Genomic DNA, 23,861 nt, shown 5'->3' with positions numbered 1-23,861 from the left:
TATTAGTAAGAGATGGGGGCAGCGCTCTTTCGAGCGAGATACAACGAACGGTCGCTGTCACAATACATTTTCATTGTCAGTCCCTGGCAATAAAAGGCATACAAAGCACACTAATGCTTCGGGTCGTCCTGACCTACAACATGACTGCAAGTGCAATCGGGTGACGAACTCTGGTGAATAAGTATGGTCTCAATGTAGTTGGGTATCAGACTTATCTCAACTGTTAACGTATTTCAAAGAGAGATATAGGCTTTTGCATTTTTGAACAACGAGCTACGGTGACCTCTAATCACTGCTCTATTAACCAAGCCTATGCTATGCTCCGCGCCCCTTTGACTTAAAACGCTAAACTTTCGGAGCGCTACGATGGACTATGACTTCACCCATGATATATACGGCGCTTTTCGGGCTGAATTTTCCATGGGCCATGAAGCTTTGGGCTACTGGATTACCTATGAACTACGTAGTCGTCAGACTGTTATTGCCGAACTAATCACTGTTGTATCAGAGCTGCAACAACGACAACGAGTGGACTATCTGATGGAAGGTGCAGAGTACAATCTGCGGTTAAACAGGGATGAAGCCGAAGTACGCGCCCATGCGTTGGATTCAGAGTTCGAAGAAGATGCCCCGGAAGATAATCTTGAGTTCTACGATCAAGAATCTACGGCAAGCTGCGGCTTAGATGATTTTATTGAGATTCTGGAAGGCTGGCAGGATTTTACTGCTAATTAACGCTGCAGCTCTAGTCCTGTCAACGAATTAGCCCGATCTCTTTTACACCCCTTATCTACCGCCCATTAATTATTCTCAGAATGGTCACTAAACAACCAGCTAGCTATTGCTTTGGTTGACTATTTTGAAAACAATGTCTTCATAACGGGTCACTTTATGCTGCCCCTATCGATCATTCTCAACAACAATGCTCAGAGGGACTCGTAGTGTTTTCGTCTATTCTAAAACGATCAGTTGTAATTCTGTTTATAGCTTTCATTGGGCCTGCTGTTGCCGATGAAAAACCGATTGAGATATTCGCCATAGACTACCCACCCTATACCATTGTTGACGAACAGAATAATCTCAGTGGAGTCGATATTGAGGTCGTCAAGGCAGCTTTTACCAAGGTAGGTATTGAGGTGAAATTCAGTACCGCCCCCTTTGAGCGAATCAACAAAAACCTTAAACATGGTTATATCGCCGGATTTACCAGTTGCGCAAGACGGCCTGCACGGGAAGCTTATATTCTGTTCAGCGATAAAGTGAGTGAAGCCAATCAGGTCGCACTGATGGCTGTTGATACTGATGACAGTAAACTTACTAAGTTGGCAGATCTCAGCCATTACAAGGTCAATGCGGTTGAGGCCTGGGCTATGCAGAAGGAACTTGAGAGTAAAGATATCCCCCACAGTAAAATTCAGGATATAGATAGTGGTATTCGCTCTGTTGTTTTCCGCGATATCGAAGTGTTTTATATCGGTGAACTGACAGCGCTCTATCGAGTTCATCAGCTTGGACTACAAGATAAGATCAAGACAAAGCGCCTCGCTGACAAAGAGAGCGTCAATTTTTACCTCTGCTTAAGCAAAGCCTATCCGGGTAACACGCAATTGCTGGAACAATTCAACACAGGCCTTGAGCGCATAAAAGCTTCTGGTGAGTTGGATGCCATATATGCAAGCTACTTCTAAACAGATCATCAGAATGATAAGCAAGGCACAGCGATGAAGTTTAATTTCCGCCACAGAATTGCGTTTAAGCAAGCGGTTATCGTACTAACAGTCTCCTTGTTACTAGGGCTAATCTCTACCTGCGTACAGATTTACCTGGACCTTAAACAAGAGAGGAGTAACTTCACCGCCGGAATAGAGCAAACCATTGCCCTACATTGCGATGCTGCTATTGAGGCCGTATACAACCTCGATCCAAAACAGGCTGAAAGTATTACGACAGTCTTAACGACGACTTCAGAGATTTATCACGCCCAGTTGATTGATGATTTTGGCGACACTCTGGCAGAAAGTAGCCGCCAGAAAGTCCAACCGTCATCCCTTGCCGTGGTGGGCAGCAATCTATTCCGTTTCAAAAGCCATATTGAAACCCCTCTTAACATTAAAGAATCAAAGAGTGGTTCTGCCACCCTGATTATTGATCTTGATACCGCACTTATTGCTGGCAACTTTGTCCGCCGGACATTTAACAGCATGGCGCTGGGATTACTCTATAACATAGCCCTGGCCAGTATCTTTTTATTATTGTTCTACCGTTATCTGTCACAACCTATTCTTAACATTGCGCATTGGGTTGACCAACTGGGTAAAAGCGATAATGTCGTTGCTCCCCCCTATGACCAGCGGGATGAGTTGGGCGATTTAGTCTCCAGTTTTGATCGGCTATGGCATGAACGTAAACAGATGACAGACCAGCTGAACGAGACTATTCAAGACCTATCTAAAAGTGAACACTTTTCCCGTTCTCTGATGGAAAACGCCGGCGATGCGATGTTCCTCTGCCAGTCGGATGGCACTATTGTTCAGGTCAATAATCAGGCAGCGCAGTCTTTAGCAATCGATAGTACCGAACTCCTGGGTAAACCACTGGCACATTTCAGTAAGAACCACACCAATTCTGAGCTAGAAGCTTTATTTTCAAGCATTGGCGAAAAACAGGTTAGTACCCTGGAAGACGTACAGATCAATACCCAGGGAAAGCACTTTCCTATCGAGGCCCGCTGTATCAGAATGCACCTGCAGAATGAAGATTACATTCTGATTCTCGCGCGGGATATCAGCGTGCGCAAAGAGGCCGAGCAGCAAATTTTTGAACTGGCTTTTTTTGATACACTGACAGGATTGGCAAACCGCAGACTCTTTATTGATCACCTTAATAGCGCTATAAAGCAGCATCAGGAAAGTCAGAATTTCGGCGCGGTACTCTATCTCGATCTGGATCGTTTTAAGACGATTAATGACTCACTTGGCCACGGCATCGGTGATGCTATTCTCTGCGAAGTCGCCAAACGCCTCACCCAGATATTGCCCGACACATCCACTTGCGCCCGATTTGGTGGGGATGAGTTTGTTGTTCTACTCACAGAAACAGGTAAATCTGCCGAACTCTGCGCAGAAAGCACAACCACCACCGCTTTAAAGATTCTCGAGCAGATGACCACCCCTTTCAATATTGCCGGTCATCAGCTCTATTGCAGTACCAGTATCGGCATCGCCGTTTTCCCAGACCAGCCCAACAACTCACTGGATATACTGCGTCATGCTGATACTGCGCTCTACCGGGTAAAAGCTCAGGGAAGAAAAAACTTCCAATTCTTTGATCCGGAGATGCAATCGACTGCTCAGGAAAGGCTAGAACTGGAAAAAGGACTTCATCAGGCACTTAAGAACAATGAGTTTGAGCTCTGGTATCAGCCTCAGGTAGAAAGTAATGATCAGATTGTCGGCGCTGAAGCACTGTTACGCTGGCGTCACCCGGAAAAAGGGATCATTTTGCCGGGCAGTTTTATCAGTATTGCTGAAGAGAGCGGTCAGATTGTTGAGATAGGTAACTGGGTATTGAAGCGGGCGATAGCACAACTCTCCGACTGGCATAAACAGGGCTTACCCGAGACATTCAAACGACTGGCAATCAACATCAGCCCTTTGCAATTTATGCAGGTCGATTTTGTCGATCGTTTATTGGAAATGCTGAACGAAAAAGGCATTCCGGGGCAGTTGGTAGAGTTAGAGATCACTGAAAACATGCTGCTTAATAACTTTGATATTGCCAGCAATAAGATGAAGCTACTAAAACAGAGAGGTATCTCTTTTGCCATTGACGACTTTGGCACCGGTTATTCGTCGCTCAGATACCTGCATTACCTGCCATTGGATATACTCAAGATAGACCGATCATTCGTTACCGGTCTGCGCCCCTCTTCTGAGCTGGCCGCTATTGTTGAGGTTATTATCGCAACCGCTGACCGACTTAATCTTACAGTTATCGGTGAGGGCGTAGAGACACTGAGTGAGCGAAGCGCCCTGATGGAATTGGGATGTCACTGTTTTCAGGGCTACCTGTTCTCCAAGCCAGTAATACCTGAAGTGTTCTACGATAAACTACAAGAATCCACCCAAAGTTCGTTAATTTAATACAACCGTCAATCTACTGTTTCAGAACAACCCGGATCGAATCAGATCAAAGCATTCCATAATCCGGGCGACATACTGATCCTTCGGACGAAAGCTATTGCTACTCTGGCGGAGCATATCTTGCTCCATATGGTTAAGCATTTTTCTCAGACGGTAACGATGCAGGCCAGTTGCCGCTTGAATAGGGTCTGAAATCACACCGGATAGTGCAGCACAAGCGGACAGCAAAGATAGCACGCCGGCAATAGTTACCAACGTCATCCCGAATGAGGGGGTCGGTGGAAAAACACTGTAATAAATATGCCCTAAGGGTTCACCTAAGAAAAAATCAGTGGCGGCCAGCTGTGTACTGATAGTCGCTGCCAACATCAGTGCGATACCGATGCCACCGGGGGTAAATTTCTGAAAAGCGAACGCACCCAGCACAGTACAGGAAAGCGTATTAGTAATATCAGCAGTGGCGGTACGGGTAATTCGATACTGAGCCAGCGCTTCCTCAACAATAGGTTCTGCCTGGGCATGGAATTGCGCAATATCGATATCTGTCTTTTCATTTTTCTGATACAGGGCGCGCAGCTCTTCAGCAATAAACCAACTCAAAGAGCGCTGCGGTTGGCTATGTTGTAATAGATCCCTGAGAACCAGTTCACTAATATGGGTCTGCACCTGGGTGGTGAAACCTGCCGGAAAACGCCCTAATAACTGATGTAACCACCCCAGCCGAGGGAAGCGTCCAACTAAAAAGCGAATCATACTAACCAGGGCAAACAGGGGCGCCCAAAACAGATTTACCGGTGCCCGTAAAACATCGAAACCAAAAGCGACTCGGTTGGTAGCTAAAGCAGCAGGATAACTAAAGTGCTGTTTAACAAACCCGGGCACCCGTTGTCGGCAGCAGTCAAAATACCGACTGATACCACTGACAACCGCCTGCTGAATATCTTCATGCAGCTGCGACTGATTCATTTGTTTATCTGATTCTGATGATTGCATGCAGCCTGAAATTCACTCGATACTGTTTAACTAAGCCGGTAAGTCACCGATGCTTCCAGCCTTAGCAGTTTAACCATTCAGAATGACAAAACAACGCATTTGGACTGATTTTTCATACCCCTTTTTTCAACGTTTTTTACAACTCGCCTGGAAGGTTACCACTGAGAGATTCTAGAAAAGCAACGATATCATTAACTTCGCTATCACTCAGTGCCTGATTGGCCGAAACGTTAAACATTTTGTCATCCTTCAACCAGTATACAGCCCGGTCATCATTAGAAGCATCGCTTAACACTTTACCCAGCTGAACCGTTGCCATCACCCTGACGGCTTCGTCCAGAGTATCAACCGAACCATTGTGAAAATAAGGGGCGGTCAGAGCCACATTTCGCAACGAAGGCACCCGCCAGATTCCCTTATCAAAAAGCGGATTAGTATTGGCCAACCCCCGATCAGCGACTAGGTTATAACGCTGCTCGAACTCTTCATTCGAGATTGCAGGAAAAATTCGATACGCCGAGTTATCACTAAACACACTGGCTTCACTAAAGTTGGGTCCCGAATGACAATGAGTACATCCTGTCGTATCAAAGAGCGCCATGCCTCGACGCTGCTGTACTGTCAAAGCAGCAAGGTTTCCTTCTACAAAGCGATCATAGGGTGATTCCGGTGTAATCAATGTTCGCTCGAAAGCCGCTATCGCTTTAGCTACATTTCCTGCAGTAATATTTCGTTCACCTGGAAAGGCCTCTGCAAAACGTTGCCGGTATTCCACTATTCCCGCCACCCGTTTCTCAACAGCATCTGGTGAGGGCATGCCCATCTCAATCGGGTTTAGTAATGGGCCTAATGCTTGTTCTTCCAGAGAACCCGCCCGTCCATCCCAAAACAGCACCCGCTGAAAGGCGGCGTTGAGTACTGTAGGCGCATTCCGATCACCCCTCTGCTGTGCTATCCCAACTGAAGATGAGCGACCATCAGCCCCCCCTTTTTTTAAGGATAATTCATGACAGGAAGCACAAGAGAGCGAACCATCGTAGGAGAGCCGTTTATCATTAAATAGTGATTTACCCAGCGCTATTTTAGCCGGGGTTTGAGGGTTATCTTCAGGAACAGGAGCAATTAGAGGTAATGCCGTCCAGCGTTCAGACAATTTCTCAGGCTGATAAGCAGTGATATTTGCCGTGCCGACAGAACCGATGTTTCCATATTTTGGTTCAGGAATGAATGCCTGTAACAACGTCGAATTACCAAACAAGACTACCAAGCCTATTTTCATAGCAAAGCTGACGACACCGGTACCCAGACCTACGCCCAGCAACCAGTTATAACGCTTTGCCGGCGCAAGTTCTCTTACTAATCCTACTAACACTAAAATGGCGGCAATCGTAAACAGCAAGCCAAAACCAACCAACTCTATTTTGCCTGAGCTATCCATCCGTTTGTTGCTCCCCTCAGTGGTAAAAACTCAGGAGACAGACTAAGCTAGTGCACACTAATTAATAAATTCTTATTATTAATATCACTTATTCAATTTTGAAATATATCGATTATGAACCTCAAACAACTGCAATTTGTTGCTAATGTCGCTAAAACAAACTCTTTTAGTCGCGGCGCCGAACTTAGCTTTGCGACTCAACCAACACTGTCTAACGGCATCGCCCAGCTAGAAAGGGAGTTGGGGGGACGTCTGTTTAACCGGACGACCCGCACCGTAGAACTAACCGCATTTGGGGAGCATATGCTACCTCGCATTAAGGAAGTTCTTCACAATCGTGACGAACTTTTGAGCGCTGCCGATACCTTCCACAACCCCCAACATAAGATACTGCGTATCGGTTTTTCACCCTTAGTGGACATACAGCGGCTTAATCGAATACTAGAACCTTTCAAGTATTCAAATCCTGACATTACGCTGTTTTTTAAAGAGTGCTTTCTTGACGACCTGGAACAACGACTCAATCAACAGCAAATCGATATTCAAATTATCCCGACGATTACTAAACCTGAAACAGAAAACTGTTATCTGTTTTATCAGGATCCATTACGATACATTCCTGCTCATGAAAATAACCTAAGCAATTACCTCTCTTTCAGGCTGGCTGAACTTCCCACCACTCCGATTATTCTCACCGGTGGCGGCTGTGGTTTAAATGGCGCACTTAATGGCCTGTTCTCGGCTGAAGGAATAACCATGAACTCTTATCCCGGACAGGCGATCAGTTATCAGGTTATCGAGGAGTGGGCAGAGCTGGGGATAGGCGCAGGAATTCTGCCAGAAGGTAAAATCTCTCAGGATAAAACCTCCAGCTTCCCGCTGTTTATTCAACGTGATCAGCCCGCTCATTTCGATTACTACTGGATCTGGAATCCGGAAGAAAACAGATCTTCTCACCTGGAAAAACTCTTACACTATATCCAGACCACTGTACCCTCACTGATTCAAGGCCTTAGTCCAGAGTTCAGCAATACTATGTAATCAAGCAGCTCAACTTATTCAAAAAACATATCAATATGATTCAGAAATAGAATTTCTCTTTAAATCATCTAATACCTAATGTTGTTTGCAGCTTCAAAAAAACATTTAATTTCCGCAAGGGGAACTGCAATGAAATCAGGTATCAACAACGCTATTAGCTATTTCACCCTCACCTTAATACTGATGTTCAGCACATCCATGGCCAGCGCGGCAAGCAACGATGCAACACTGTATCAACGCTTAGGCGGTTATGATGCAATTAAGGCTGTAGTGGACGATGTTGTCAGCCAACTGGTTGTCGATGAAAAACTTGGTCGTTTCTGGGCACATCGTGGAGACGATGGTATCACCCGCGAGGTTCAGTTTATTGTGGACTTTATCGTGGCAAAATCCGGAGGCCCACTCAACTACGGTGGCCGTGAGATGAAAGAGTCGCATGTTGGGATGCGGATTGATGAGAAAGACTGGAAAATTCTAATTTCTGCTCTGCAAAATACTTTGCTTAAATTTAAAGTCCCCACTCAAGAAAGTAAGGAAGTCCTTGAGTTTTTTGACAGCACTAAAGAAGATATCGTCGAGAAAAGTTAATTAATCTCAAGACTATTTATCTCCCATCAACGCCGGCTTCTGCTGGCGTTTTATTCTCTACAAATAATTCACATAAAAAGCACCGCCTGCGAATGGCATACTCTCTGTGGAGTACCCGATTAAAGCGGTGCTTAAGAGACCCGTAGGAATATTAATTATCCTGCAGAGGACGAATTTTAAGAATCATTCCTTCACTGGCATACACTTCTACCCTGGTCCCTACAGCCAATTCAGTGTCAGCCTCAGCTTTCCAAAGAGTATCACCCAACTGTACCCGCCCCTGACCATTTTCAAGGTTTTGCTCCAGCTGGAATTTACGCCCGATCAGTTGTGCCCCCCGATCATTCAGTAACGGCTCATCGGTGTTTCGGTTAAATGAGCGGAACACACGCCAATAGAGCACCGTAAAGACAACGCCTAACAGCGCAAACCAGAGTAGTTGATACTGCCAGTTTGTCACCAGTTCCATTGCGGTAAGGCCTGCCAATACAAAACTGGCCAGAGCCAATCCAATCAGAAAGCCTGAAGCGCCGAAAATCTCCAGAATAAACAACACAAGCCCAAGACTCAGCCAGTGCCATTGGGTCAGGGTACTAAACCAATCAGCCATATCTTAGTCTTTCGCCTTTGTATTGTTAAATAACTCGGAAATTCCGCCAATAGACCCGATAAGACTACTGGCCTCCAGGGGCATCAGTACCACTTTACTATTTTCTCCGGCGCCAATAGCCTGAAGAGCCTCAGTATATTTCTGTGCCACAAAGTAGTTAATCGCCTGCGGGTCGCCTTCACTAATCGCCTCAGATACCACTTTGGTGGCCAGAGCTTCAGCTTGCGCCTGACGTTCCCGGGCTTCAGAGTTCAAAATCGCAGCTTGCAGAGCACCTTCGGCCCGCAGAATCTCGGCCTGCTTCTGCCCTTCGGCAACTTTGATATCCGCTTCACGCTGTCCTTCGGCAACCAGTATCGTGGCCCGCTTATCCCGCTCGGCTTTCATCTGGTTACCCATCGAATCAACCAGATCCTGCGGTGGCGAGATATCGCGAATCTCAATCCGGGTTATTTTGATACCCCAGGGATCGGTCGCTTCATCTACTTTCCCAAGCAGTTTGAGATTAATGGCGTCACGATTGGACAACATTTCGTCCAGTTCCATTGACCCCAACACCGCACGAATATTGGTCATCACCAGATTACGCATCGCCAGTGGCAGGTTGTTCACTTCATAAGCCGCTTTGCCTGCATCCAGTATTTGGAAGAAACACACGGCGTCGGTTGTTACCATCGCATTATCGGAACTAATCACTTCCTGAGGGGGAACATCCAGAACCTGTTCCATCATGTTCTGTTTTGAGCCTATAGCATCGATAATAGGAATCACCAGATGTAAACCTGGATGCAGAGCCCGGGTATAACGGCCAAACCGTTCCACTGTCCAGCAATGTCCCTGTGGCACCATTTTCACCCCGGCGAAAATCAAAGCCAGAGCAAAAAGCACAATTACAACAATTGAAATTTCAAAGCCGTACATGGTCATTCTTCCTTAAATTAAAACGTGGCAACGTAACATTTAGTCTAGCAGCTTCTATCCATGAATATATGCAAATCACTTACCGAGTAACAGTCTGTGAGTTATACAAATTATCCACAGCCCGCTCTTCAGCCAGGGGATTAAGGTTAACCAGTGTAGTACTACCCTGATGCGCCATAAGGTCTGACAAACAACACTTTAATTACTCAAACTTGCTGTAACGGCTTTTTCATCGGCTGTTAGTTTTTCCATCACTTGCGCTGCCAAATTCGCATCGCTGTTTTGCAGGCTGTGTTTAAGATGCAGTGAAAGTTTTTGCAGACCCATAAAGCGATCAAACAGACCATTAATCTGATGGCGATAAGCATAAGCCTTATTCCGGTGCAGCATCTGCTGATAAAACTCTTTTCGCCTCATGTACTCGGGAGTCCAGCTCTCATTACGGTAGGCAATAAACCCCTGCACATCATTTGCTTTACGAAACTCGGCATAATGCTGGATGAGCTTTTCATTACTATCCAAATAGTCATTTACAAGCAGCACAATAAACTCAGAATGATTTTCAGAATTCAGATGAAAGGCCTGAAGAGGCGCATCTACCACCTTTCTCACTTCGGGCTCGTCACTGCAGCCTGACAACAACGGTAGAAATAACAGCGTGGTAAACAACATTAAAGCGGGGCGAAAAATAGAGACTGACATAACGGCACTCAAACCTACAAGATCATACTTTTACTATATCAGCCCCCTTTTATGAACAATCCATGGGTGTACTTATTTTGAGCACAAAATAAGACTCATCTCTACGATAAAAGAATTTATCTGGCTAGCGGTCATCCGATGTTACCGAACTATCTACCTGCCGATTTTTCGCTATGGTAATCTGGTCACGGCCCATTTTTTTACTCGAATATAAAGCCTCATCTGCACGGGCGATGACCTGCTGAATCGATTCACCCGGCAGCATCTGAGCAATACCGAAGCTCAATGTCACCGGTTTTCCCAATAGAGATTCAATTAAGTCTGATTTCGCAAAATGAAGGCGAGTAGCATTCAATATTTCTTGAACGGCAGCCATCGATGCTGCAGGGAACAGAATAAGAAACTCCTCGCCTCCCCATCTGATTGCTATATCACTTCGCCGAATGCTATCGGCAAGCTGATCAGCTATCTGGCAGAGAACATCATCACCTACACTATGCCCAAAACAATCGTTAATCTGCTTAAAGTAATCAACATCGGCCATCACAACACTCAAAGGCTCGTTATTCCGGGCAGCATTCAGACAAGACTGTTCAAGTAATAGCAGCCCTTCTCTTCGATTATACAAACCAGTCAGACTATCTCGAGCTGCTTGCTTTTTAAGCACCCTCTCCCGAGAAAGATGAAAGTTTCGCATAATAATAATGGCTAAGGTTGAAATCACCCCCGCGACAAGGATATTGGCCAGATTCATATAGAGCAGATATTCTGGAAACGGAAACGGGTACAAAGGCTCGAAAAAACCCGCATTCAGCACTGCAAATATAAGAATCAACGTAAACGAAGTCACGCAGACCCGAAGCAGGCTGGCGCTGGTATCCATGACACAAAGCGCCGCTATAGCCCAGAGGTAATATTGAAACCCTGGGGCCGACCCTAAAAAATAACAGACGAGTAGTGAGTGAGCTAAAATTTCTACGGCAAAAATTTGTATACTCAGATTAACCTTGTCATGGCAACTTAACCAGAGTCCCACCCCCCATATAAGAACACTGCCGACATTAACCCAGGCAAGAATATCTATCCCGGCAAAAAAGAAAAAAGGAATTAATAGAAGGTGTACCAGAGCCGCTAGTGGGGCAACAATCAGAATAGCTTTTGAGCGTTTTGCATCGTTTTCTGTAGGCAGCGCTGCGCCATTAAATAACACCTTGGGATCCTTTTTCAGCATTCATCCTCCCAAAGGCAGACAGTTCGATAAGCCATTTTAACGCTTACAGACTGTAGTATTGGAGTGCTCCATATACGATAGAGAGCTTATCTCGACGTAGATAAGTATCAGGATAGCTTAATCTAAGCACTGTGGAACGCAAAAAAACAAAGCGAGGACCTAAGCTAAGCCTATAATTCTTCCTATTATGAGACCGATTCAGGGAGAGTACGCTCAAATCCCTTACAGCTTAGTATGCACCTAAGCTCTGGATTTAAGTGAACGGACCGCTTGCATAGCAAAGAACCCACTGAAAAGAACAGTAATCGCTCACTTAATAGAGATAGCTCTGAACACACTACTGATTAACTCACTCACTGCCTGTGAATTACCACTTGTTTTCATATAGATACGTAACCCTATCATCTGTACCTGAAGATGCTTGGCCAATATTCCAGTATCTGAGGCAGGCAGGATTTCACCTTGTGCCCGAGCTTGCTGCAAAATCTCTGCAAAACGATTTTCAGCACGCTTAAGCAGATCACGCGCCAATTCCAGCAAGTCAGGATGCTGCTCATTAACTTCTGACAACGTTTTGACCAGCATACAAACCTCACTGGGATTAGAATCCCGCCGATCAATAACTACATTGCGAAAGAAAGCCTCCAGTCCCGTCAATGGTGAACCTTGCTCCGCTATATGTTTGTTAAGAATGTTGGACATCTCTTTCGAATAACACTCCAACGCCTCGCTGTAGATCTTTTCCTTACTACCAAACGCAGCATAGATGCTCCCAGGTCGCATATCGATTGCCTGTTGCAGATCCCGTGTAGACGCTCCGTTGAAGCCCTTCTCCCAAAACAGCAACATCGCTTTGCGAATAACATCTTCACGATTGTACTTTGCAACATTTGCCATATAGATCTCTTTAATTTGAACAGGTGCTCAAATTTTAACTTGAACAAACGATCAAAATCAAATAATCTTAAATTATTGAACAATCGCTCAATTAACTAATTTCACTCTATCGAGGATTTTCAGATGAACAATTTACAGGTACATACCCTGGACACCGCCCCGGAAGCCAGCCAGCCGCTATTACAAAACTCAATCAAAAATTTCGGTTCTGTTCCAAGTCTCCATGGCGTTATGGCTGAGTCACCCGTAGTACTTGAGGCATACCAGATGCTGCATAAATGGTTTCAGGAGAGTTCATTTGATGCCGACGAGCTAACAGTCGTTTGGCAGACTATTAATGTTGAGCATGAGTGTCACTACTGCGTTCCGGCCCATGCCGCTATCGCAAAAATGATGAAGGTTGATGATGCGCTAACATCCGCACTGCGCCATCGACAACCGATGCCAAATGCAAAGCTGCAGGCGCTGCACGATACAACGTTGCTGATCGTACGCAATCGTGGCCGGGTAGATGAGGCTGACATCACCTCTTTTTACGCGGCAGGCTATACGCAGAAGCATCTATTAGAAGTTGTTCTCGGTTTAGCCCAAAAAGTGATGAGTAACTATATCAATCACCTGGCAGATACTCCGGTTGATGACCGTTTTGCTGCCTTTGTAGAATAATACCCTTCCTGGCCGGCCTCTTAGGCTGGCCATTTTATATTTCTCTCAAGCTCACAGCTTTATTAATCTTGTTTAAAAAAGCCTGAAAAAAAACACACCAAAATAAGTATAAATCGACCAAATCATTGATATAAATTGACTTAGCAGGGTATATACAGCTCTCTGTTCAGAGTAAGATTTGTTTAACTTTACTCAGAATATACCTTCAGAGGTTGTAGTATGGAATCTTTCCATTGGGATCAGGGGTTTTTAACAGGCATTACTGATGTCGATGAGCAGCACCATCATCTTGTCGATGTAATTAACAGCTTCGGCGAGTTAATTTCAGGAAGGGAGATGCCTTGCTACGCTGATGTGGAAGCCCTTTTTAAAGAGCTGACCGAGTACACCCATTATCATTTTTCTGAAGAAGAAGTCTTTATGGAAAAATCAGGTATCGACTCCCGATATCTTGAACCCCATAAAAAAGCACACCAGCACTTTATTCTCGAAGTGCAAAGAATGAGCGCTTCCATTACCCCGGAGACGATGGATCGATGTGAGAAGGTGATGAAATTCTTAATCCACTGGCTGGCCTATCATATCCTAGGAACCGACAAGTCGATGTCTCGCCAGATAAGCCAGATTGAAGCGGGCGTATCTCCTGCAGATGCCTACGATCAGGAACAGCTTAATCAAGAGTCATCCACCGGACCATTGCTATCAGCACTAACTGGCCTTTTTCAGCAAGTGTCTGAGCACAACAAAGAGCTGGACCAATTAAATCAAACGTTGGAACAGCGAGTAGAAGAGCGAACCCGGGATCTGGAAAACGCCAATCAAAAACTGGAAGTCATCGCTCTGACTGATGCCCTGACCAACCTACCAAACCGCCGCCATGCACTGCGGGCGTTTGAACAACTCTGGCATGAAAGCAGTAAAACGAATACTCCCCTCTGCTGCATGATGATCGATGCTGATTACTTTAAGCAGATTAATGATACCTATGGTCATGATGCCGGCGACGAAGTCCTGCGACAACTATCACATACTTTAAAACACTCAGTACGTAACGATGATATAACCGCCCGCCTGGGAGGGGATGAATTTCTGATTATCTGTCCTAATACCGACCTGAAAGGAGGGCTGTTGGTTGCAGAAAAAATGCGTCAGGCTGTTAACGCCCTGCGAGTCCCTGCTGGTGACGACGGAGAATGGAAAGGTAGTGTAAGCGTTGGCGTATCCAGCCGCTCAGCAGAAATGACCGGACCTGACAATCTGATTAAAGAAGCCGACAACGGTGTATATATGGCCAAAGAAGGTGGTCGAAACTGTATCCGAACATCGCAGTAACAAACCTAAAGAGAACCCCATTCCAGACATCAAAAAGGCCGCTATAGCGGCCTCTTTCATATCTGAACAGCAAATTACTTCTTGCCGTCTTCGCTCATCAACTGGCGAATTTTAAAATATCCCCAGACCATAGCGACAGTCATTCCAGCAATACCAAGCAGGCTTGGCCACAGTGTTTCTAACAGATACGGATCCATAACAGTTACCTTTTTTGTGTTTCTAACTTGGTAAAGATAATAACGCTGATCACATTAGAGAATATTGATATAACTCAATAGTTGGGGGGATTGTTTTTTGAATATATCAATACAACAAGCCATCCATCACTAAATTAGCCCCTCCAACCCAAAAGCCCTTACTTGATAAAAATAAGTTTCTCACCCATACCTTAAAGACACAGGTAATCAGGAATGGCTTATCAACCGTCCCTACCCTCCTATTGATTCCGAACAATTTGTAGAGCGAGAATCCTTATGGCTCAACTACACAAAACATGGAACAGCGAGCAGCTAAAGCAGATGAATGAGGAAGCATTTCTGGTTGATCTGCTGGATATGATTCAGATATCTCCTACCACTGACAGCAGTGATAGTTCTGTCAAACTGATGCGCAGCAAACTGGATACTGTCGAAGCGATGCTTAGCGAGCGGCTGAAAGGCTGAAAGGCTGAAAGGCTGAAAAACAAAACTAATCCCAAATGCCCTCTGAGGGCATTTTTTATAACCCTTTCCTGGCATACAACACTGAGCTACGTACTTTCAAAAGCCATAGATTAAAATACTCAGACTAAAAATCAAAAACAAAGTTTCGAGTAATCATTATCTTGATTATGATAGATAGATTCTCTTAATTACCCTCCCTCTATAGAAAAATATAATCACCAGACAATTTATATAACTCCTTATTTATCAAGCAGTTATATAAAAACCCACTTATCATCTATCACAATACAATTTATTAATTAAAACCCTATAAAAACAAACACTTACATTCACAAAATTATCTCTGTTAACTTTTGATTAATCATTAAATGATATATACTTATCTTAATAGAATTAAAAACCTTCATTAAAAAGGTATTGATTATGCAAGAGCGAGAAATAAAACTTCTTTTTAAAGCAGGCGTCTTTGATTCATGCCAGGCAGCACCGGTCTCTATTGCCAGGGGCTGGCGACTGAAATTCATTACAAAGCAAAAAGAAGTGATGACACTTGATCTGCAGCGTTCCCGTAAGGAACGAGAGTTCAAAAGCCTGGATGGCGCCGCAGCCGTGGCCCGGCGAATCGGCTTTGAATGGTTAAACGTGCAGATTGGCGATATGGAATGGCAGGAAAAGGTTTAATCAACCACTGTGAGCGTAGCGCGTTAGAAGAGTAAGCACCGGGAATGGTAAATGCCGTGCAAAATACAGGCATAGAAGTCCTGTTCGGCAGACAAAAGTCGACGCGCTGAAGAAAGGAAGATCGTTGGGGGTATGCTGCCCGGCACTTCAGTAATAAATAAAGAAGTACCGGTTCAGAGAAATAACGACGTTAGCTAAGGGCTGTATAAATAAGCCGCTTACCTAGGAAAAATTACTCTTTCCCGCTAATAGCGGCTTCTATCTTTTTGTCGGTCTTATACTGGCTTAAAGCATACACAGACCAGATAGCTGCAGGCACCCAGCCAACCAGTGTGAGCTGAAGAACCAAACAGATTATTCCGGCAATCGGTCTACCGATAGTAAAAAACTGCACCCAGGGTAACAGCAGGGCTAAAATCAAACGCATTTGTAACGCTCCTTATTTTTCAATTTATCCAACAATACCATCTTGCAGTTCAGCTTCTGTTGCTTCACGCACAGTCACTACTTCGACCTCAAAATTCAGAGTTTTGCCTGCGAACGGGTGGTTCGCATCGATAGTGACTTCATCCTCATCAATCAAGGTAATAGTAACCAGTTGCGGTTCACCATCTTCGCCCTCTAGCTGACACAACAGACCTTCTTCAATCTTATCGAATCCGGCAAAAGATTCCGCATCAATAATGCTGACTTTACTCTCGTCACGGTCTCCGTAGCCCTGCTCAGGCGCTACAGTTATGGTGAAGATATCGCCTTTCATCTTTCCGGCAAGCGCCGCTTCCAGGCCCGGGATAATATTACCCCGACCATGCAGATAGGGAAGAGGCTCCCCACCACGTGAACCATCCATTACTTCCTTTTCCTCGTTAAAAAGAGCGTAGTGGATCTCGACATAGCAGTCATTGCTGATATTCATTCAATTAATTTCCGTTTCTAAAGTTCGAACCAGCCACTCGCCAATGGACTCTACTTCTTCAAGACAGAGACCATGATCTATCGGCCAGCTATGCCACTGGGGCTGATACCCCAGCTGCTGTAATTTTTCTGTTGCCTGGGTTCCCAAGCTTATAGGTACCACATCATCAGCAGTACCGTGATGAATCACCACAGGGATATTCCGATTAACATCACTGCGCTGCTGCTCGATCAACTCCGCTGTTGCCATATAGGTTGATAGCGTCATTAAACCAGCCAGCGGCTTGGGGTAGCAAAGTGCGGCATGATAGGCCACAGCACCGCCCTGAGAAAAGCCTGCCAGGACTATTCTATCCGAAGCAATTCCTCGATCAATCTCTCGCTGAATCAGTGCTTCAATCTGCTGCACCGACTTTAATAAGCCATCAACATCGATCTTACGCTCGATACTCATTTCCAGAATATCGTACCAGGCAGGCATTACCATGCCGCCATTGACGGTTACTGGTTGATGCGGAGCATTAGGAAAAACAAACCTGACTGGCAGTGATTCCGGTAGCTTTAAAGCGGGTACTACCGGTTCAAAGTCATGGCCATCAGCACCCAGACCGTGCAACCAGATCACTGTTGCATTTGCTGGTTTTGAAGGTTCTACCTCTACACAGGAAAGTAGTTGCCCGGTTATCTGTTCTGTCATTAGTTCGCTCTGTTTTCAGTTCTTTTTTTAGTGTTAACTCAAGGAGAAAGGCGGTCAACCTGCCACTGCCCCTCTATTTCGGTATAACTAAATCGGTCATGCAACCGACTTTCCCGCCCCTGCCAAAACTCAAAATGAGTGGGAATCAGACGGTAACCACCCCAAAACTCAGGGTATGGAATATCGCCATCAGGATGCTGTTGTTGCAGGTCACTTACAGATTCCTCAAGAGATTCACGGCTTTCAATCACCGCGCTCTGATGGGATACAGCAGCACTGAGTCGACTTCCCACCGGGCGTTCATTGAAATACTTTCGACCTTGCTCTGCAGAAAGCTTCTCTACACGCCCCTGAACCCGGACCTGTCGTTCAAGACCATACCAATAAAACATAAGCTCAGCCTGAGGATTTTCAGCTAGTTCCTGACCTTTACGGCTACGATAATCGGTATACCAGGCAAATCCTTCTGCATCAAAGTGCTTCAGCAACACAATGCGTGCCGATGGCATCCCCAAAGCATTAGCAGTTGCCAGCGTCATTGAGGTGGCATCATCAGGACTGTATTCAGTTGCAGTCTGCATCCAGTCAGAAAACTGCTGCAGCGGATCGGCCGAAAGGTCAGACCGGTTAAGAGGTTGCGCCACATATTCACGGCGCAGGGCTTTAAAATCACCCTGATCGGATTGACTCATAGATAACCTGAACGTTAGTACATAATATTTAGCCGCTATAGTACTGCACAATGCGCTCAACATCACGGTGATAAGCGCCGCCAAATAACAGCAGATGATTCAGATAGTGGTAGAGATTATAAAGATCCACACGCGACCGCCAGTCCGGCAGCATTTCGCTATGATGTAGATAAACCTGATAGAAACGCTGGCTAAATCCACCAAACATCTGCGTCATCGCCAACTCAGCCTCAGCCCAGCCATAATAGACCGAGGGATCTATCAGAGCAGGCTCACCCCGAGGCCCACTCAGCACATTACCCGACCAAAGATCGCCATGTAACAGCACCGCTGACTGTTGTGGCACCCAACGGGAAAGGGACTCGCTCAAGATCAATAACCGATCAAACAGCTCTGGCGTCATCAAACCCTGCTCTAAACACTGCTGAGCCAATGTTTGATAACGCTGTTGAGCATAAAAGCAGAACCCGTCGCCCTGCCACTGATTTGGCTGGCGGGTACCACCACAGAAGGTATCCAGGGAAAAGCCAAAGCGGGTATTTTGATGCCGATGCTGTAACGCTAACCCAATCGCTAACTGATCATCAAAATCCACCGAACGCGCAGCCGGTGAAAGATATTCCAGTAATAAGCAATTCTCCTCTTGCAGAATCACCTCTGGAACACGAAGAGCCCCAGCTTCCGACAACCGCAGGAACTGAAGCCCGGTAGCCTCTGCTGCTAACGACTCGGAGGAACCCGTTGGCATCTGCTTTAATACCAGTTCAAGCCTGGCACCTTTTGAGCTTTGCAGACTAAGTTTACAGGTATCGGCAACACAGCCTCCGCTGAGCGTTTGTATTGCGTTTAGCGTCAGGGACTGCTGTTCCAGCCATTCAACTATGGGTTGAGGTATTAAATCTGGCATACTCTGTTTTCAGCTTTCAATTAGGGACTATATATAACAATGCAAGGCACACCCAAACACCTGATCGCCTGTCACGAATGTGATCTGCTGATTGAACGGGTAGTAAACCAACCCGATCAGGATGTTGTCTGTCCTCGCTGCCATGCCCTTTTATATTACACCACCCTCAACAGTATAGAGCGGCTACTAGCTCTCTCGATAGCAGGACTTATACTGTTCATTCCGGCCAATCTGTTTCCAATTCTCAGCTTGCATGTATTTGGCCAGAGTCAGAGTGAAATCATCCTACAGAGCGCACTGTCCTTATACGAAGGAGGGCTAGAGGTCGTTGCTCTGCTTATCCTACTGTTCGCTATTGTCGTTCCCCTGATACAACTGATCGCTCTTTTCTATATCAGCTTCACTCTCCACTACCGCTGGGAAGGCAGACTATTGCGCCAGGCGATGCATAGCTATCAACACCTACGTGGCTGGGGCATGTTGGAGATATTCCTGCTCGGCGTGCTGATCTCCATTATTAAACTCAAAGATATTGCCGATCTTGAGGTTGGCCTGGGACTCTATAGTCTGGCCGCACTCATCATCGTCATTACCCTGAGTGGTATCTTTTTTAATCCGCACCAGATCTGGCATCAGATCGATTTGCACCGTAAACAGAGCCGCTTCTATGACTGATTCACCAACAGCTTTCCGCTCAGCCCGTGACAGCGGCTACCTGCTCTGCAGCGACTGCGAGAAATTGCACTATTTGAGCCAGGAAGGGCTGCATTGTGACCGCTGCGGTGCTCGCCTTCATAGCCGAATTGCCAACTCAATGAGTATCAGCTGGGCCTGCCTAATAGCCTCGATTTTGCTGTTCTTACCGGCAAACCTATTGCCGATCATGACCTTTACAACCTTTGGCCAGGGCGAACCCAGTACTATTCTTGGAGGGGTACTTCACCTGCTTGAAGAGGATATGCTGATGATTGGCCTGATTGTGTTGACCGCCAGCATCGTCGTTCCGGTATTAAAAATGATCGCCCTGACCATTTTGCTCTGTACGGTACAGTTTGGCTTACAGACCAATCTGCGCCAAAAAACGATGATGTTTCGTATCGTCGAGTGGATCGGCCGCTGGTCGATGCTGGATATTTTTGTTATTGGTATTCTGGTGGCGCTGGTACAACTGGGTAGTATTGCGCATATTGAGGGTAATCATGGCGCCACCGCTTTTGCCATCGTAGTATTATTGACCATGTTTTCTGCTATAGCTTTTGATACCCGGCTGATATGGGATAATGGAATTTCGGATTGTCCACCCGACAGTACTGATCATAAGGATGACCAATGAGTACCCCTGATTCAGACAACAGTGCCGCAACACCGATCATTAAGCGCCATAAAGGCCCTTCCGTCGTCTGGCTGCTGCCTTTTCTTGCTGCATTAATTGCCGGCTGGCTGGTCATTAAAAGTTATCAGGATGCCGGTATTATGATCGAGGTGCAGTTTGAGACTGCCGAAGGACTGGAAGCCAATGTCACTAAAGTGATGTACCGGGGGCTTCCAACCGGAATGATCAAGAGCCTAAAGCTCAATGAGGATCTGAAAAGCGTCACTGCGATGATCGAAATGGAGAAAGAGGCGGCCGAAATCCTGGTTAAGGGTTCGCGCTTCTGGCTGGTCAAGCCACAGATCTCCCTCAGCGGCGTTAAAGGCTTAGATACCCTACTATCCGGCTATTACATAGAACTTCAGCCAGGCAACGGCGAAGAGCGCTTAAGCTTTATCGCTGATAATGAACCACCACCTCCCCTCAAAGACCGAGAGGGCCTTTACCTCTCTCTCTTAGCTGACTCAGCCCAATCGATACAGCGCGGAGCAAAAGTATACTACCGCCAGATAGAGGTCGGGGAAGTGATCAATTTCGGCCTGACCGATAAAGCCAATCAGATCCGTATTGAGCTCTTTATTGAACCGACCTATAGCCATCTGATTAGTGATAGTACCCGCTTCTGGAATGCCAGTGGTATCAGCCTCAAAGCAAACCTATCGCAGGTAAACCTGCGTTTCGGATCACTAGCAGCCATTATCGCCGGCGGCATTAGCTTTTATACTCCACCGGACGATGAAAGCGGGCTGAGTCCAGACCATGAATTCAGTCTATTCCCTGACTTCGAAGCCGCTGAAGATGGCATAGTTGTTAACGTAAAGTTCCCCGCCCGTACCGACATGCATGAAGGGGTTCGGGTGATGAGCGAGGGAATACAGATTGGCCGGGTACAGAATATCGAGTTAAGCAGCGATCTGTCTACGCTCAACGCCCGCTTGCTGATCGACCCCCGCGCCCGCCCATTACTACGAAGCGGTAGCCAATTCTGGCTACCCAAGCCTAAGTTTTCTCTGACCCAGCTACAAAACATTGGAGAACTGATACGAGGCTCGGCTATTCAACTATTACCCGGACCTGGGGCTGCACAGTTTGAATTTTCAGCGCTTGATAGCGCACCTGCCCGCAGACCCGGAACCGAAGGACTCGACGTCAGCTTTGAAAGCGAACAGCTTGGCTCAATCAACTTCGGCTCACCTATTATGTATCGGCAGATACCAGTAGGTGAGGTACGTGGCTACGAATTAACCGGGGACGGTTCCAAGGTATTGATCCACGGAACCATCAAACAGGAGTACGCCGCACTGGTAAAACAGAGCAGTCGGTTCTGGGAAGAGAGTGGCATTAAACTCAAAGCAGGAGTTGATGGGGTTCAACTGGAAAGCGGCTCACTCAGTACTGTCATCAACGGCGGTATCGGTTTTTTCACACCGGATATCAGCGATCAAAAACCTATCGGAAAAACACAAAGGTTCCACTTATTCCGTAACTTCGATAATGCCAGCCAACATGGGCGACTGTTATATAAAGAAAACGCGGATAAGTTGCCTATCAGAATTAAAGCGAATTCACTGGGCTCAATCACCAGTGGCGCTCCGGTGCTTTACAAACAACTGCAAGTGGGGAGCATCAGCCATTACGCGCTGTCCGCAGAGGATAACAGTGTCATCATCCACCTGCTGATCGACAAGCCCTATCGTCATCTGGTGACGGACCAGAGCCGTTTTTGGAATGCCAGCGGTGTCGAAGCGAGCCTTAGCAGCCGCGGCATAACGATTCACACTGAGTCTTTCCAAACACTACTGCGCGGCGGAGTCGCTTTCGCTAATCTTAAGGACGAAGGCCGGGCAGCTAAAAACCGTCAACTATTTGAGCTGTACAGCAAACGCGAAAAAGCACTGCAACAGGGACCCAATGTCAGTGTCACCTTCCCTGCAGGGCCAGATATCGCTGTAGGCGCTAAGGTCCGATTTAAAGGATTGGAAATGGGTGAGGTGGAAAAGATCCACCTGCTCGACAGTCAGGGCTCTGTGGAAGCCGAGATAGCCCTGACCGGTGAGGGGCAGCTACTTGCCCGGAAAGGCAGCCGCTTCTGGATCGCAGCGCCGAGTATTAACCTTTCCGGTGTGGACTATCCAGAGGCCCTGCTTGTGGGTAACCATATAGAAGCCTTGCCCGGTAACGGCGCACCACAACTCAGTTTCAATGGCCTACCTGAAAGACCAGCCAATCGTGATCTACCCGGCCTGAATATCATTCTGGAGACTCAACAACTGGGATCACTGAAGGTCAACAGCAATCTCTATTTCCGTGGTATGCCGGTAGGATCAGTTTCAGGATATGAGCTTAGTGAAAATAATCAAAAAGTAAGATTGTTTATTAATATTAAAGCCCGCTATGGCAAGCTGGTGACCAAAGCCAGCCAGTTCTGGAATATCGGTGGCTTTGATGCGGAATTTGGCATTTTTAAAGGACTAAAAGTGGAAACAACCAATTTAGAAAGCTTTGTGCAGGGCGGTATCGCCTTCAGTACGCCCGGCGATATGGATCAGCCTGTTACTTCCGGCTACAGATTTGAGCTGCAGGAACGGGAGCCGGACTGATGCATCAACTAAGGGTACTTCGACTGTGTGGAATAAGCCTGTTTATCCTGTTGTTATCAGGTTGTGTCGCCAATACTCCTTCTGACTTCAAAATCAGCGATCTGGCTAAAAGTGACATCGATAACGTCACTGACATGCACATTAGTCAGGTTCGTAAACTCTCCCGTGAGTTGACAATCAAGCTCTACAAACGAAACCCAAGTGAGCTGGCCAAAGCCCCTCCAGGAACTACGGTAAAAAAACGTTTACAGCAGCTACTCGACACCCCCAGAACCCGAAAATTTTTAGAGTTAAACGGCGCCGAGGAAATCAAGGCTATACAGACTAGTTTTAATGAGGAATTTCAAGGTGATCGTGTGTTTGCTTTGATGGTGGGCATCAGCGGCATGCTTAATGCTGCCTATAATTACCAGGATGAATTTTTCTTACTAGATGAGATAGACCAACAGAAACTTTATAACAGCGCCCGAAATTTGGAGATCATCGCCTGGCAGTTGAATAATAGAAAGAATAGCCGGAATGAACCCTATATTCTTAGCAATAGTATTTCAGCAACCGGCATCCGCAATCTAAGTTATGAGCGAATCTTCGGCAAACTGATCAGCCTACAGGACATGATGGCACTGCTAGTCGCCGACCGAACCAACCGCACCATCACCCGTGTAGTCCAAAGCGCCGCATCAATGACCTTCCTGCCTATTTGATAGGATTTTGTAGGAGTTGCTTCCAGCAGCGATAGGTATCTCGCGGCTGGAAGCCGCTACCACTAGATGT

At 46.2% G+C, this 23,861-nt stretch carries 26 protein-coding genes; 13 read left to right on the top strand and 13 right to left on the bottom strand.

Annotated features, from left to right (window positions below; all coding sequences use genetic code 11):
- Positions 1-366: 366 nt before the first annotated feature.
- The 3 genes from QZZ54_RS08205 (at position 367) to QZZ54_RS08195 (ending at position 4,142) form a co-directional block, all read left to right on the top strand.
- Entirely contained in the window at positions 367-735 is a 369-nt protein-coding gene (locus QZZ54_RS08205; protein ID WP_290701403.1) for a YacL family protein, read from the top strand.
- 206 nt (positions 736-941) lie between these two features.
- Positions 942-1,688, top strand: coding sequence for a transporter substrate-binding domain-containing protein (locus QZZ54_RS08200; RefSeq protein ID WP_290701400.1), 747 nt, complete (start codon positions 942-944; stop codon positions 1,686-1,688).
- 33 nt (positions 1,689-1,721) lie between these two features.
- Positions 1,722-4,142, top strand: coding sequence for an EAL domain-containing protein (locus QZZ54_RS08195; protein ID WP_290701397.1), 2,421 nt, complete (start codon positions 1,722-1,724; stop codon positions 4,140-4,142).
- 21 nt (positions 4,143-4,163) lie between these two features.
- Here the strand turns inward: QZZ54_RS08195 and QZZ54_RS08190 are convergent, their stop codons facing one another.
- Together QZZ54_RS08190 and QZZ54_RS08185 are read right to left on the bottom strand one after the other, a co-directional pair.
- A complete protein-coding gene (locus QZZ54_RS08190) occupies positions 4,164-5,108 on the bottom strand; it encodes a DUF6635 family protein (RefSeq protein ID WP_290701394.1) in 945 nt (314 codons plus the stop codon).
- 163 nt (positions 5,109-5,271) lie between these two features.
- Positions 5,272-6,573 carry a cytochrome c peroxidase gene (locus QZZ54_RS08185; RefSeq protein ID WP_290701391.1) on the bottom strand — a complete coding sequence of 434 codons (1,302 nt, stop codon included), beginning with the start codon at positions 6,571-6,573 and terminating at the stop codon, positions 5,272-5,274.
- 114 nt (positions 6,574-6,687) lie between these two features.
- On the opposite strand from QZZ54_RS08185, the gene QZZ54_RS08180 reads away from it, so the two are divergent.
- The gene (locus tag QZZ54_RS08180; protein ID WP_290701389.1) at positions 6,688-7,614 is read left to right on the top strand and encodes a LysR family transcriptional regulator; all 927 of its coding nucleotides are present in this window, start codon (positions 6,688-6,690) and stop codon (positions 7,612-7,614) included.
- A 129-nt stretch (positions 7,615-7,743) separates the two neighbouring features.
- Positions 7,744-8,202 (top strand): group 1 truncated hemoglobin, encoded by a 459-nt coding sequence (locus QZZ54_RS08175; RefSeq protein ID WP_290701386.1) that lies wholly within the window; start codon positions 7,744-7,746, stop codon positions 8,200-8,202.
- Between the two features lie 151 nt (positions 8,203-8,353).
- On the opposite strand, the gene QZZ54_RS08170 is transcribed toward QZZ54_RS08175, so the two are convergent.
- The 5 genes from QZZ54_RS08170 to QZZ54_RS08150 form a co-directional block, all read right to left on the bottom strand.
- Entirely contained in the window at positions 8,354-8,812 is a 459-nt protein-coding gene (locus tag QZZ54_RS08170) for an NfeD family protein (RefSeq protein ID WP_290701383.1), read from the bottom strand.
- Positions 8,813-8,815: 3 nt separating this feature from the next.
- Positions 8,816-9,733: an SPFH domain-containing protein gene (locus QZZ54_RS08165; protein ID WP_290701380.1), complete on the bottom strand. Its 918-nt coding sequence runs from the start codon at positions 9,731-9,733 to the stop codon at positions 8,816-8,818.
- A 198-nt stretch (positions 9,734-9,931) separates the two neighbouring features.
- Complete coding sequence (locus tag QZZ54_RS08160; protein ID WP_290701377.1) at positions 9,932-10,435, bottom strand: hypothetical protein; 504 nt, start codon at positions 10,433-10,435, stop codon at positions 9,932-9,934.
- 124 nt (positions 10,436-10,559) lie between these two features.
- Complete coding sequence (locus QZZ54_RS08155) at positions 10,560-11,666, bottom strand: GGDEF domain-containing protein (protein WP_290701374.1); 1,107 nt, start codon at positions 11,664-11,666, stop codon at positions 10,560-10,562.
- A gap of 309 nt (positions 11,667-11,975) precedes the next feature.
- Complete coding sequence (locus QZZ54_RS08150) at positions 11,976-12,563, bottom strand: TetR/AcrR family transcriptional regulator (protein WP_290701370.1); 588 nt, start codon at positions 12,561-12,563, stop codon at positions 11,976-11,978.
- A gap of 123 nt (positions 12,564-12,686) precedes the next feature.
- Between QZZ54_RS08150 and QZZ54_RS08145 the strand changes: the two genes are divergently transcribed.
- Together QZZ54_RS08145 and QZZ54_RS08140 are read left to right on the top strand one after the other, a co-directional pair.
- The gene (locus tag QZZ54_RS08145; protein WP_290701367.1) at positions 12,687-13,229 is read left to right on the top strand and encodes a carboxymuconolactone decarboxylase family protein; all 543 of its coding nucleotides are present in this window, start codon (positions 12,687-12,689) and stop codon (positions 13,227-13,229) included.
- Positions 13,230-13,448: 219 nt separating this feature from the next.
- Complete coding sequence (locus tag QZZ54_RS08140; protein ID WP_290701365.1) at positions 13,449-14,561, top strand: GGDEF domain-containing protein; 1,113 nt, start codon at positions 13,449-13,451, stop codon at positions 14,559-14,561.
- 74 nt (positions 14,562-14,635) lie between these two features.
- Here QZZ54_RS08140 and QZZ54_RS08135 read toward each other — a convergent pair whose 3' ends face one another.
- Positions 14,636-14,758, bottom strand: coding sequence for a hypothetical protein (locus tag QZZ54_RS08135; protein ID WP_290701343.1), 123 nt, complete (start codon positions 14,756-14,758; stop codon positions 14,636-14,638).
- A gap of 276 nt (positions 14,759-15,034) precedes the next feature.
- Here QZZ54_RS08135 and QZZ54_RS08130 point away from each other — a divergent pair, with 276 nt between their 5' ends.
- Together QZZ54_RS08130 and QZZ54_RS08125 are read left to right on the top strand one after the other, a co-directional pair.
- Entirely contained in the window at positions 15,035-15,223 is a 189-nt protein-coding gene (locus tag QZZ54_RS08130; RefSeq protein ID WP_290701340.1) for a hypothetical protein, read from the top strand.
- Positions 15,224-15,646: 423 nt separating this feature from the next.
- On the top strand, positions 15,647-15,904 hold the full coding sequence (locus tag QZZ54_RS08125; protein ID WP_290701336.1) for a hypothetical protein: 258 nt from the start codon (positions 15,647-15,649) through the stop codon (positions 15,902-15,904).
- Between the two features lie 232 nt (positions 15,905-16,136).
- Here QZZ54_RS08125 and QZZ54_RS08120 read toward each other — a convergent pair whose 3' ends face one another.
- The 5 genes from QZZ54_RS08120 to QZZ54_RS08100 are packed head-to-tail and all read right to left on the bottom strand — an operon-like array spanning position 16,137 to position 19,115.
- The gene (locus QZZ54_RS08120) at positions 16,137-16,331 is read right to left on the bottom strand and encodes a YqaE/Pmp3 family membrane protein (RefSeq protein WP_290701333.1); all 195 of its coding nucleotides are present in this window, start codon (positions 16,329-16,331) and stop codon (positions 16,137-16,139) included.
- 24 nt (positions 16,332-16,355) lie between these two features.
- Complete coding sequence (locus tag QZZ54_RS08115; RefSeq protein ID WP_290701330.1) at positions 16,356-16,820, bottom strand: peptidylprolyl isomerase; 465 nt, start codon at positions 16,818-16,820, stop codon at positions 16,356-16,358.
- On the bottom strand, positions 16,821-17,516 hold the full coding sequence (locus QZZ54_RS08110; protein ID WP_290701327.1) for a dienelactone hydrolase family protein: 696 nt from the start codon (positions 17,514-17,516) through the stop codon (positions 16,821-16,823). It abuts the gene before it with no gap.
- A gap of 38 nt (positions 17,517-17,554) precedes the next feature.
- Positions 17,555-18,208, bottom strand: coding sequence for a pyridoxamine 5'-phosphate oxidase (gene pdxH / locus QZZ54_RS08105; protein ID WP_290701324.1), 654 nt, complete (start codon positions 18,206-18,208; stop codon positions 17,555-17,557).
- Positions 18,209-18,236: 28 nt separating this feature from the next.
- A complete protein-coding gene (locus tag QZZ54_RS08100; RefSeq protein WP_290701321.1) occupies positions 18,237-19,115 on the bottom strand; it encodes a fructosamine kinase family protein in 879 nt (292 codons plus the stop codon).
- A gap of 39 nt (positions 19,116-19,154) precedes the next feature.
- Between QZZ54_RS08100 and QZZ54_RS08095 the strand changes: the two genes are divergently transcribed.
- From QZZ54_RS08095 to QZZ54_RS08080, 4 genes are read left to right on the top strand one after another with little or no spacing between them, the layout of a single operon-like run.
- Complete coding sequence (locus tag QZZ54_RS08095; protein ID WP_290701318.1) at positions 19,155-19,790, top strand: paraquat-inducible protein A; 636 nt, start codon at positions 19,155-19,157, stop codon at positions 19,788-19,790.
- Positions 19,783-20,448 (top strand): paraquat-inducible protein A, encoded by a 666-nt coding sequence (locus QZZ54_RS08090; protein ID WP_290701315.1) that lies wholly within the window; start codon positions 19,783-19,785, stop codon positions 20,446-20,448. The genes QZZ54_RS08095 and QZZ54_RS08090 overlap by 8 nt, the downstream gene beginning before the upstream one ends.
- Positions 20,445-23,087: an MlaD family protein gene (locus QZZ54_RS08085; protein ID WP_290701312.1), complete on the top strand. Its 2,643-nt coding sequence runs from the start codon at positions 20,445-20,447 to the stop codon at positions 23,085-23,087. Before QZZ54_RS08090 ends, QZZ54_RS08085 begins: the two co-directional genes overlap by 4 nt.
- Positions 23,087-23,791, top strand: coding sequence for a hypothetical protein (locus QZZ54_RS08080; RefSeq protein WP_290701309.1), 705 nt, complete (start codon positions 23,087-23,089; stop codon positions 23,789-23,791). Before QZZ54_RS08085 ends, QZZ54_RS08080 begins: the two co-directional genes overlap by 1 nt.
- Positions 23,792-23,861: the final 70 nt, after the last annotated feature.

Source organism: Amphritea sp., from assembly GCF_016744155.1.
Lineage (GTDB): Bacteria > Pseudomonadota > Gammaproteobacteria > Pseudomonadales > Balneatricaceae > Amphritea.
The sequence above is the reverse complement of the archived record's forward strand: the minus strand, read 5'-3'. Positions and strand labels throughout refer to the sequence as shown.

Bases quoted from the DNA above. Each gene is read 5' to 3' on its own strand.
- QZZ54_RS08205 (WP_290701403.1), top strand. From the start codon at position 367: ATGGACTATGACTTCACCCATGATATATACGGCGCTTTTCGGGCTGAA.
- QZZ54_RS08195 (WP_290701397.1), top strand. From the start codon at position 1,722: ATGAAGTTTAATTTCCGCCACAGAATTGCGTTTAAGCAAGCGGTTATC.
- QZZ54_RS08190 (WP_290701394.1), bottom strand. From the start codon at position 5,108: ATGAATCAGTCGCAGCTGCATGAAGATATTCAGCAGGCGGTTGTCAGT.
- QZZ54_RS08185 (WP_290701391.1), bottom strand. From the start codon at position 6,573: ATGGATAGCTCAGGCAAAATAGAGTTGGTTGGTTTTGGCTTGCTGTTT.
- QZZ54_RS08180 (WP_290701389.1), top strand. From the start codon at position 6,688: ATGAACCTCAAACAACTGCAATTTGTTGCTAATGTCGCTAAAACAAAC.
- QZZ54_RS08175 (WP_290701386.1), top strand. From the start codon at position 7,744: ATGAAATCAGGTATCAACAACGCTATTAGCTATTTCACCCTCACCTTA.
- QZZ54_RS08170 (WP_290701383.1), bottom strand. From the start codon at position 8,812: ATGGCTGATTGGTTTAGTACCCTGACCCAATGGCACTGGCTGAGTCTT.
- QZZ54_RS08165 (WP_290701380.1), bottom strand. From the start codon at position 9,733: ATGTACGGCTTTGAAATTTCAATTGTTGTAATTGTGCTTTTTGCTCTG.
- QZZ54_RS08160 (WP_290701377.1), bottom strand. From the start codon at position 10,435: ATGTCAGTCTCTATTTTTCGCCCCGCTTTAATGTTGTTTACCACGCTG.
- QZZ54_RS08155 (WP_290701374.1), bottom strand. From the start codon at position 11,666: ATGCTGAAAAAGGATCCCAAGGTGTTATTTAATGGCGCAGCGCTGCCT.
- QZZ54_RS08150 (WP_290701370.1), bottom strand. From the start codon at position 12,563: ATGGCAAATGTTGCAAAGTACAATCGTGAAGATGTTATTCGCAAAGCG.
- QZZ54_RS08145 (WP_290701367.1), top strand. From the start codon at position 12,687: ATGAACAATTTACAGGTACATACCCTGGACACCGCCCCGGAAGCCAGC.
- QZZ54_RS08140 (WP_290701365.1), top strand. From the start codon at position 13,449: ATGGAATCTTTCCATTGGGATCAGGGGTTTTTAACAGGCATTACTGAT.
- QZZ54_RS08135 (WP_290701343.1), bottom strand. From the start codon at position 14,758: ATGGATCCGTATCTGTTAGAAACACTGTGGCCAAGCCTGCTTGGTATT.
- QZZ54_RS08130 (WP_290701340.1), top strand. From the start codon at position 15,035: ATGGCTCAACTACACAAAACATGGAACAGCGAGCAGCTAAAGCAGATG.
- QZZ54_RS08125 (WP_290701336.1), top strand. From the start codon at position 15,647: ATGCAAGAGCGAGAAATAAAACTTCTTTTTAAAGCAGGCGTCTTTGAT.
- QZZ54_RS08120 (WP_290701333.1), bottom strand. From the start codon at position 16,331: ATGCGTTTGATTTTAGCCCTGCTGTTACCCTGGGTGCAGTTTTTTACT.
- QZZ54_RS08115 (WP_290701330.1), bottom strand. From the start codon at position 16,820: ATGAATATCAGCAATGACTGCTATGTCGAGATCCACTACGCTCTTTTT.
- QZZ54_RS08110 (WP_290701327.1), bottom strand. From the start codon at position 17,516: ATGACAGAACAGATAACCGGGCAACTACTTTCCTGTGTAGAGGTAGAA.
- pdxH (WP_290701324.1), bottom strand. From the start codon at position 18,208: ATGAGTCAATCCGATCAGGGTGATTTTAAAGCCCTGCGCCGTGAATAT.
- QZZ54_RS08100 (WP_290701321.1), bottom strand. From the start codon at position 19,115: ATGCCAGATTTAATACCTCAACCCATAGTTGAATGGCTGGAACAGCAG.
- QZZ54_RS08095 (WP_290701318.1), top strand. From the start codon at position 19,155: ATGCAAGGCACACCCAAACACCTGATCGCCTGTCACGAATGTGATCTG.
- QZZ54_RS08090 (WP_290701315.1), top strand. From the start codon at position 19,783: ATGACTGATTCACCAACAGCTTTCCGCTCAGCCCGTGACAGCGGCTAC.
- QZZ54_RS08085 (WP_290701312.1), top strand. From the start codon at position 20,445: ATGAGTACCCCTGATTCAGACAACAGTGCCGCAACACCGATCATTAAG.
- QZZ54_RS08080 (WP_290701309.1), top strand. From the start codon at position 23,087: ATGCATCAACTAAGGGTACTTCGACTGTGTGGAATAAGCCTGTTTATC.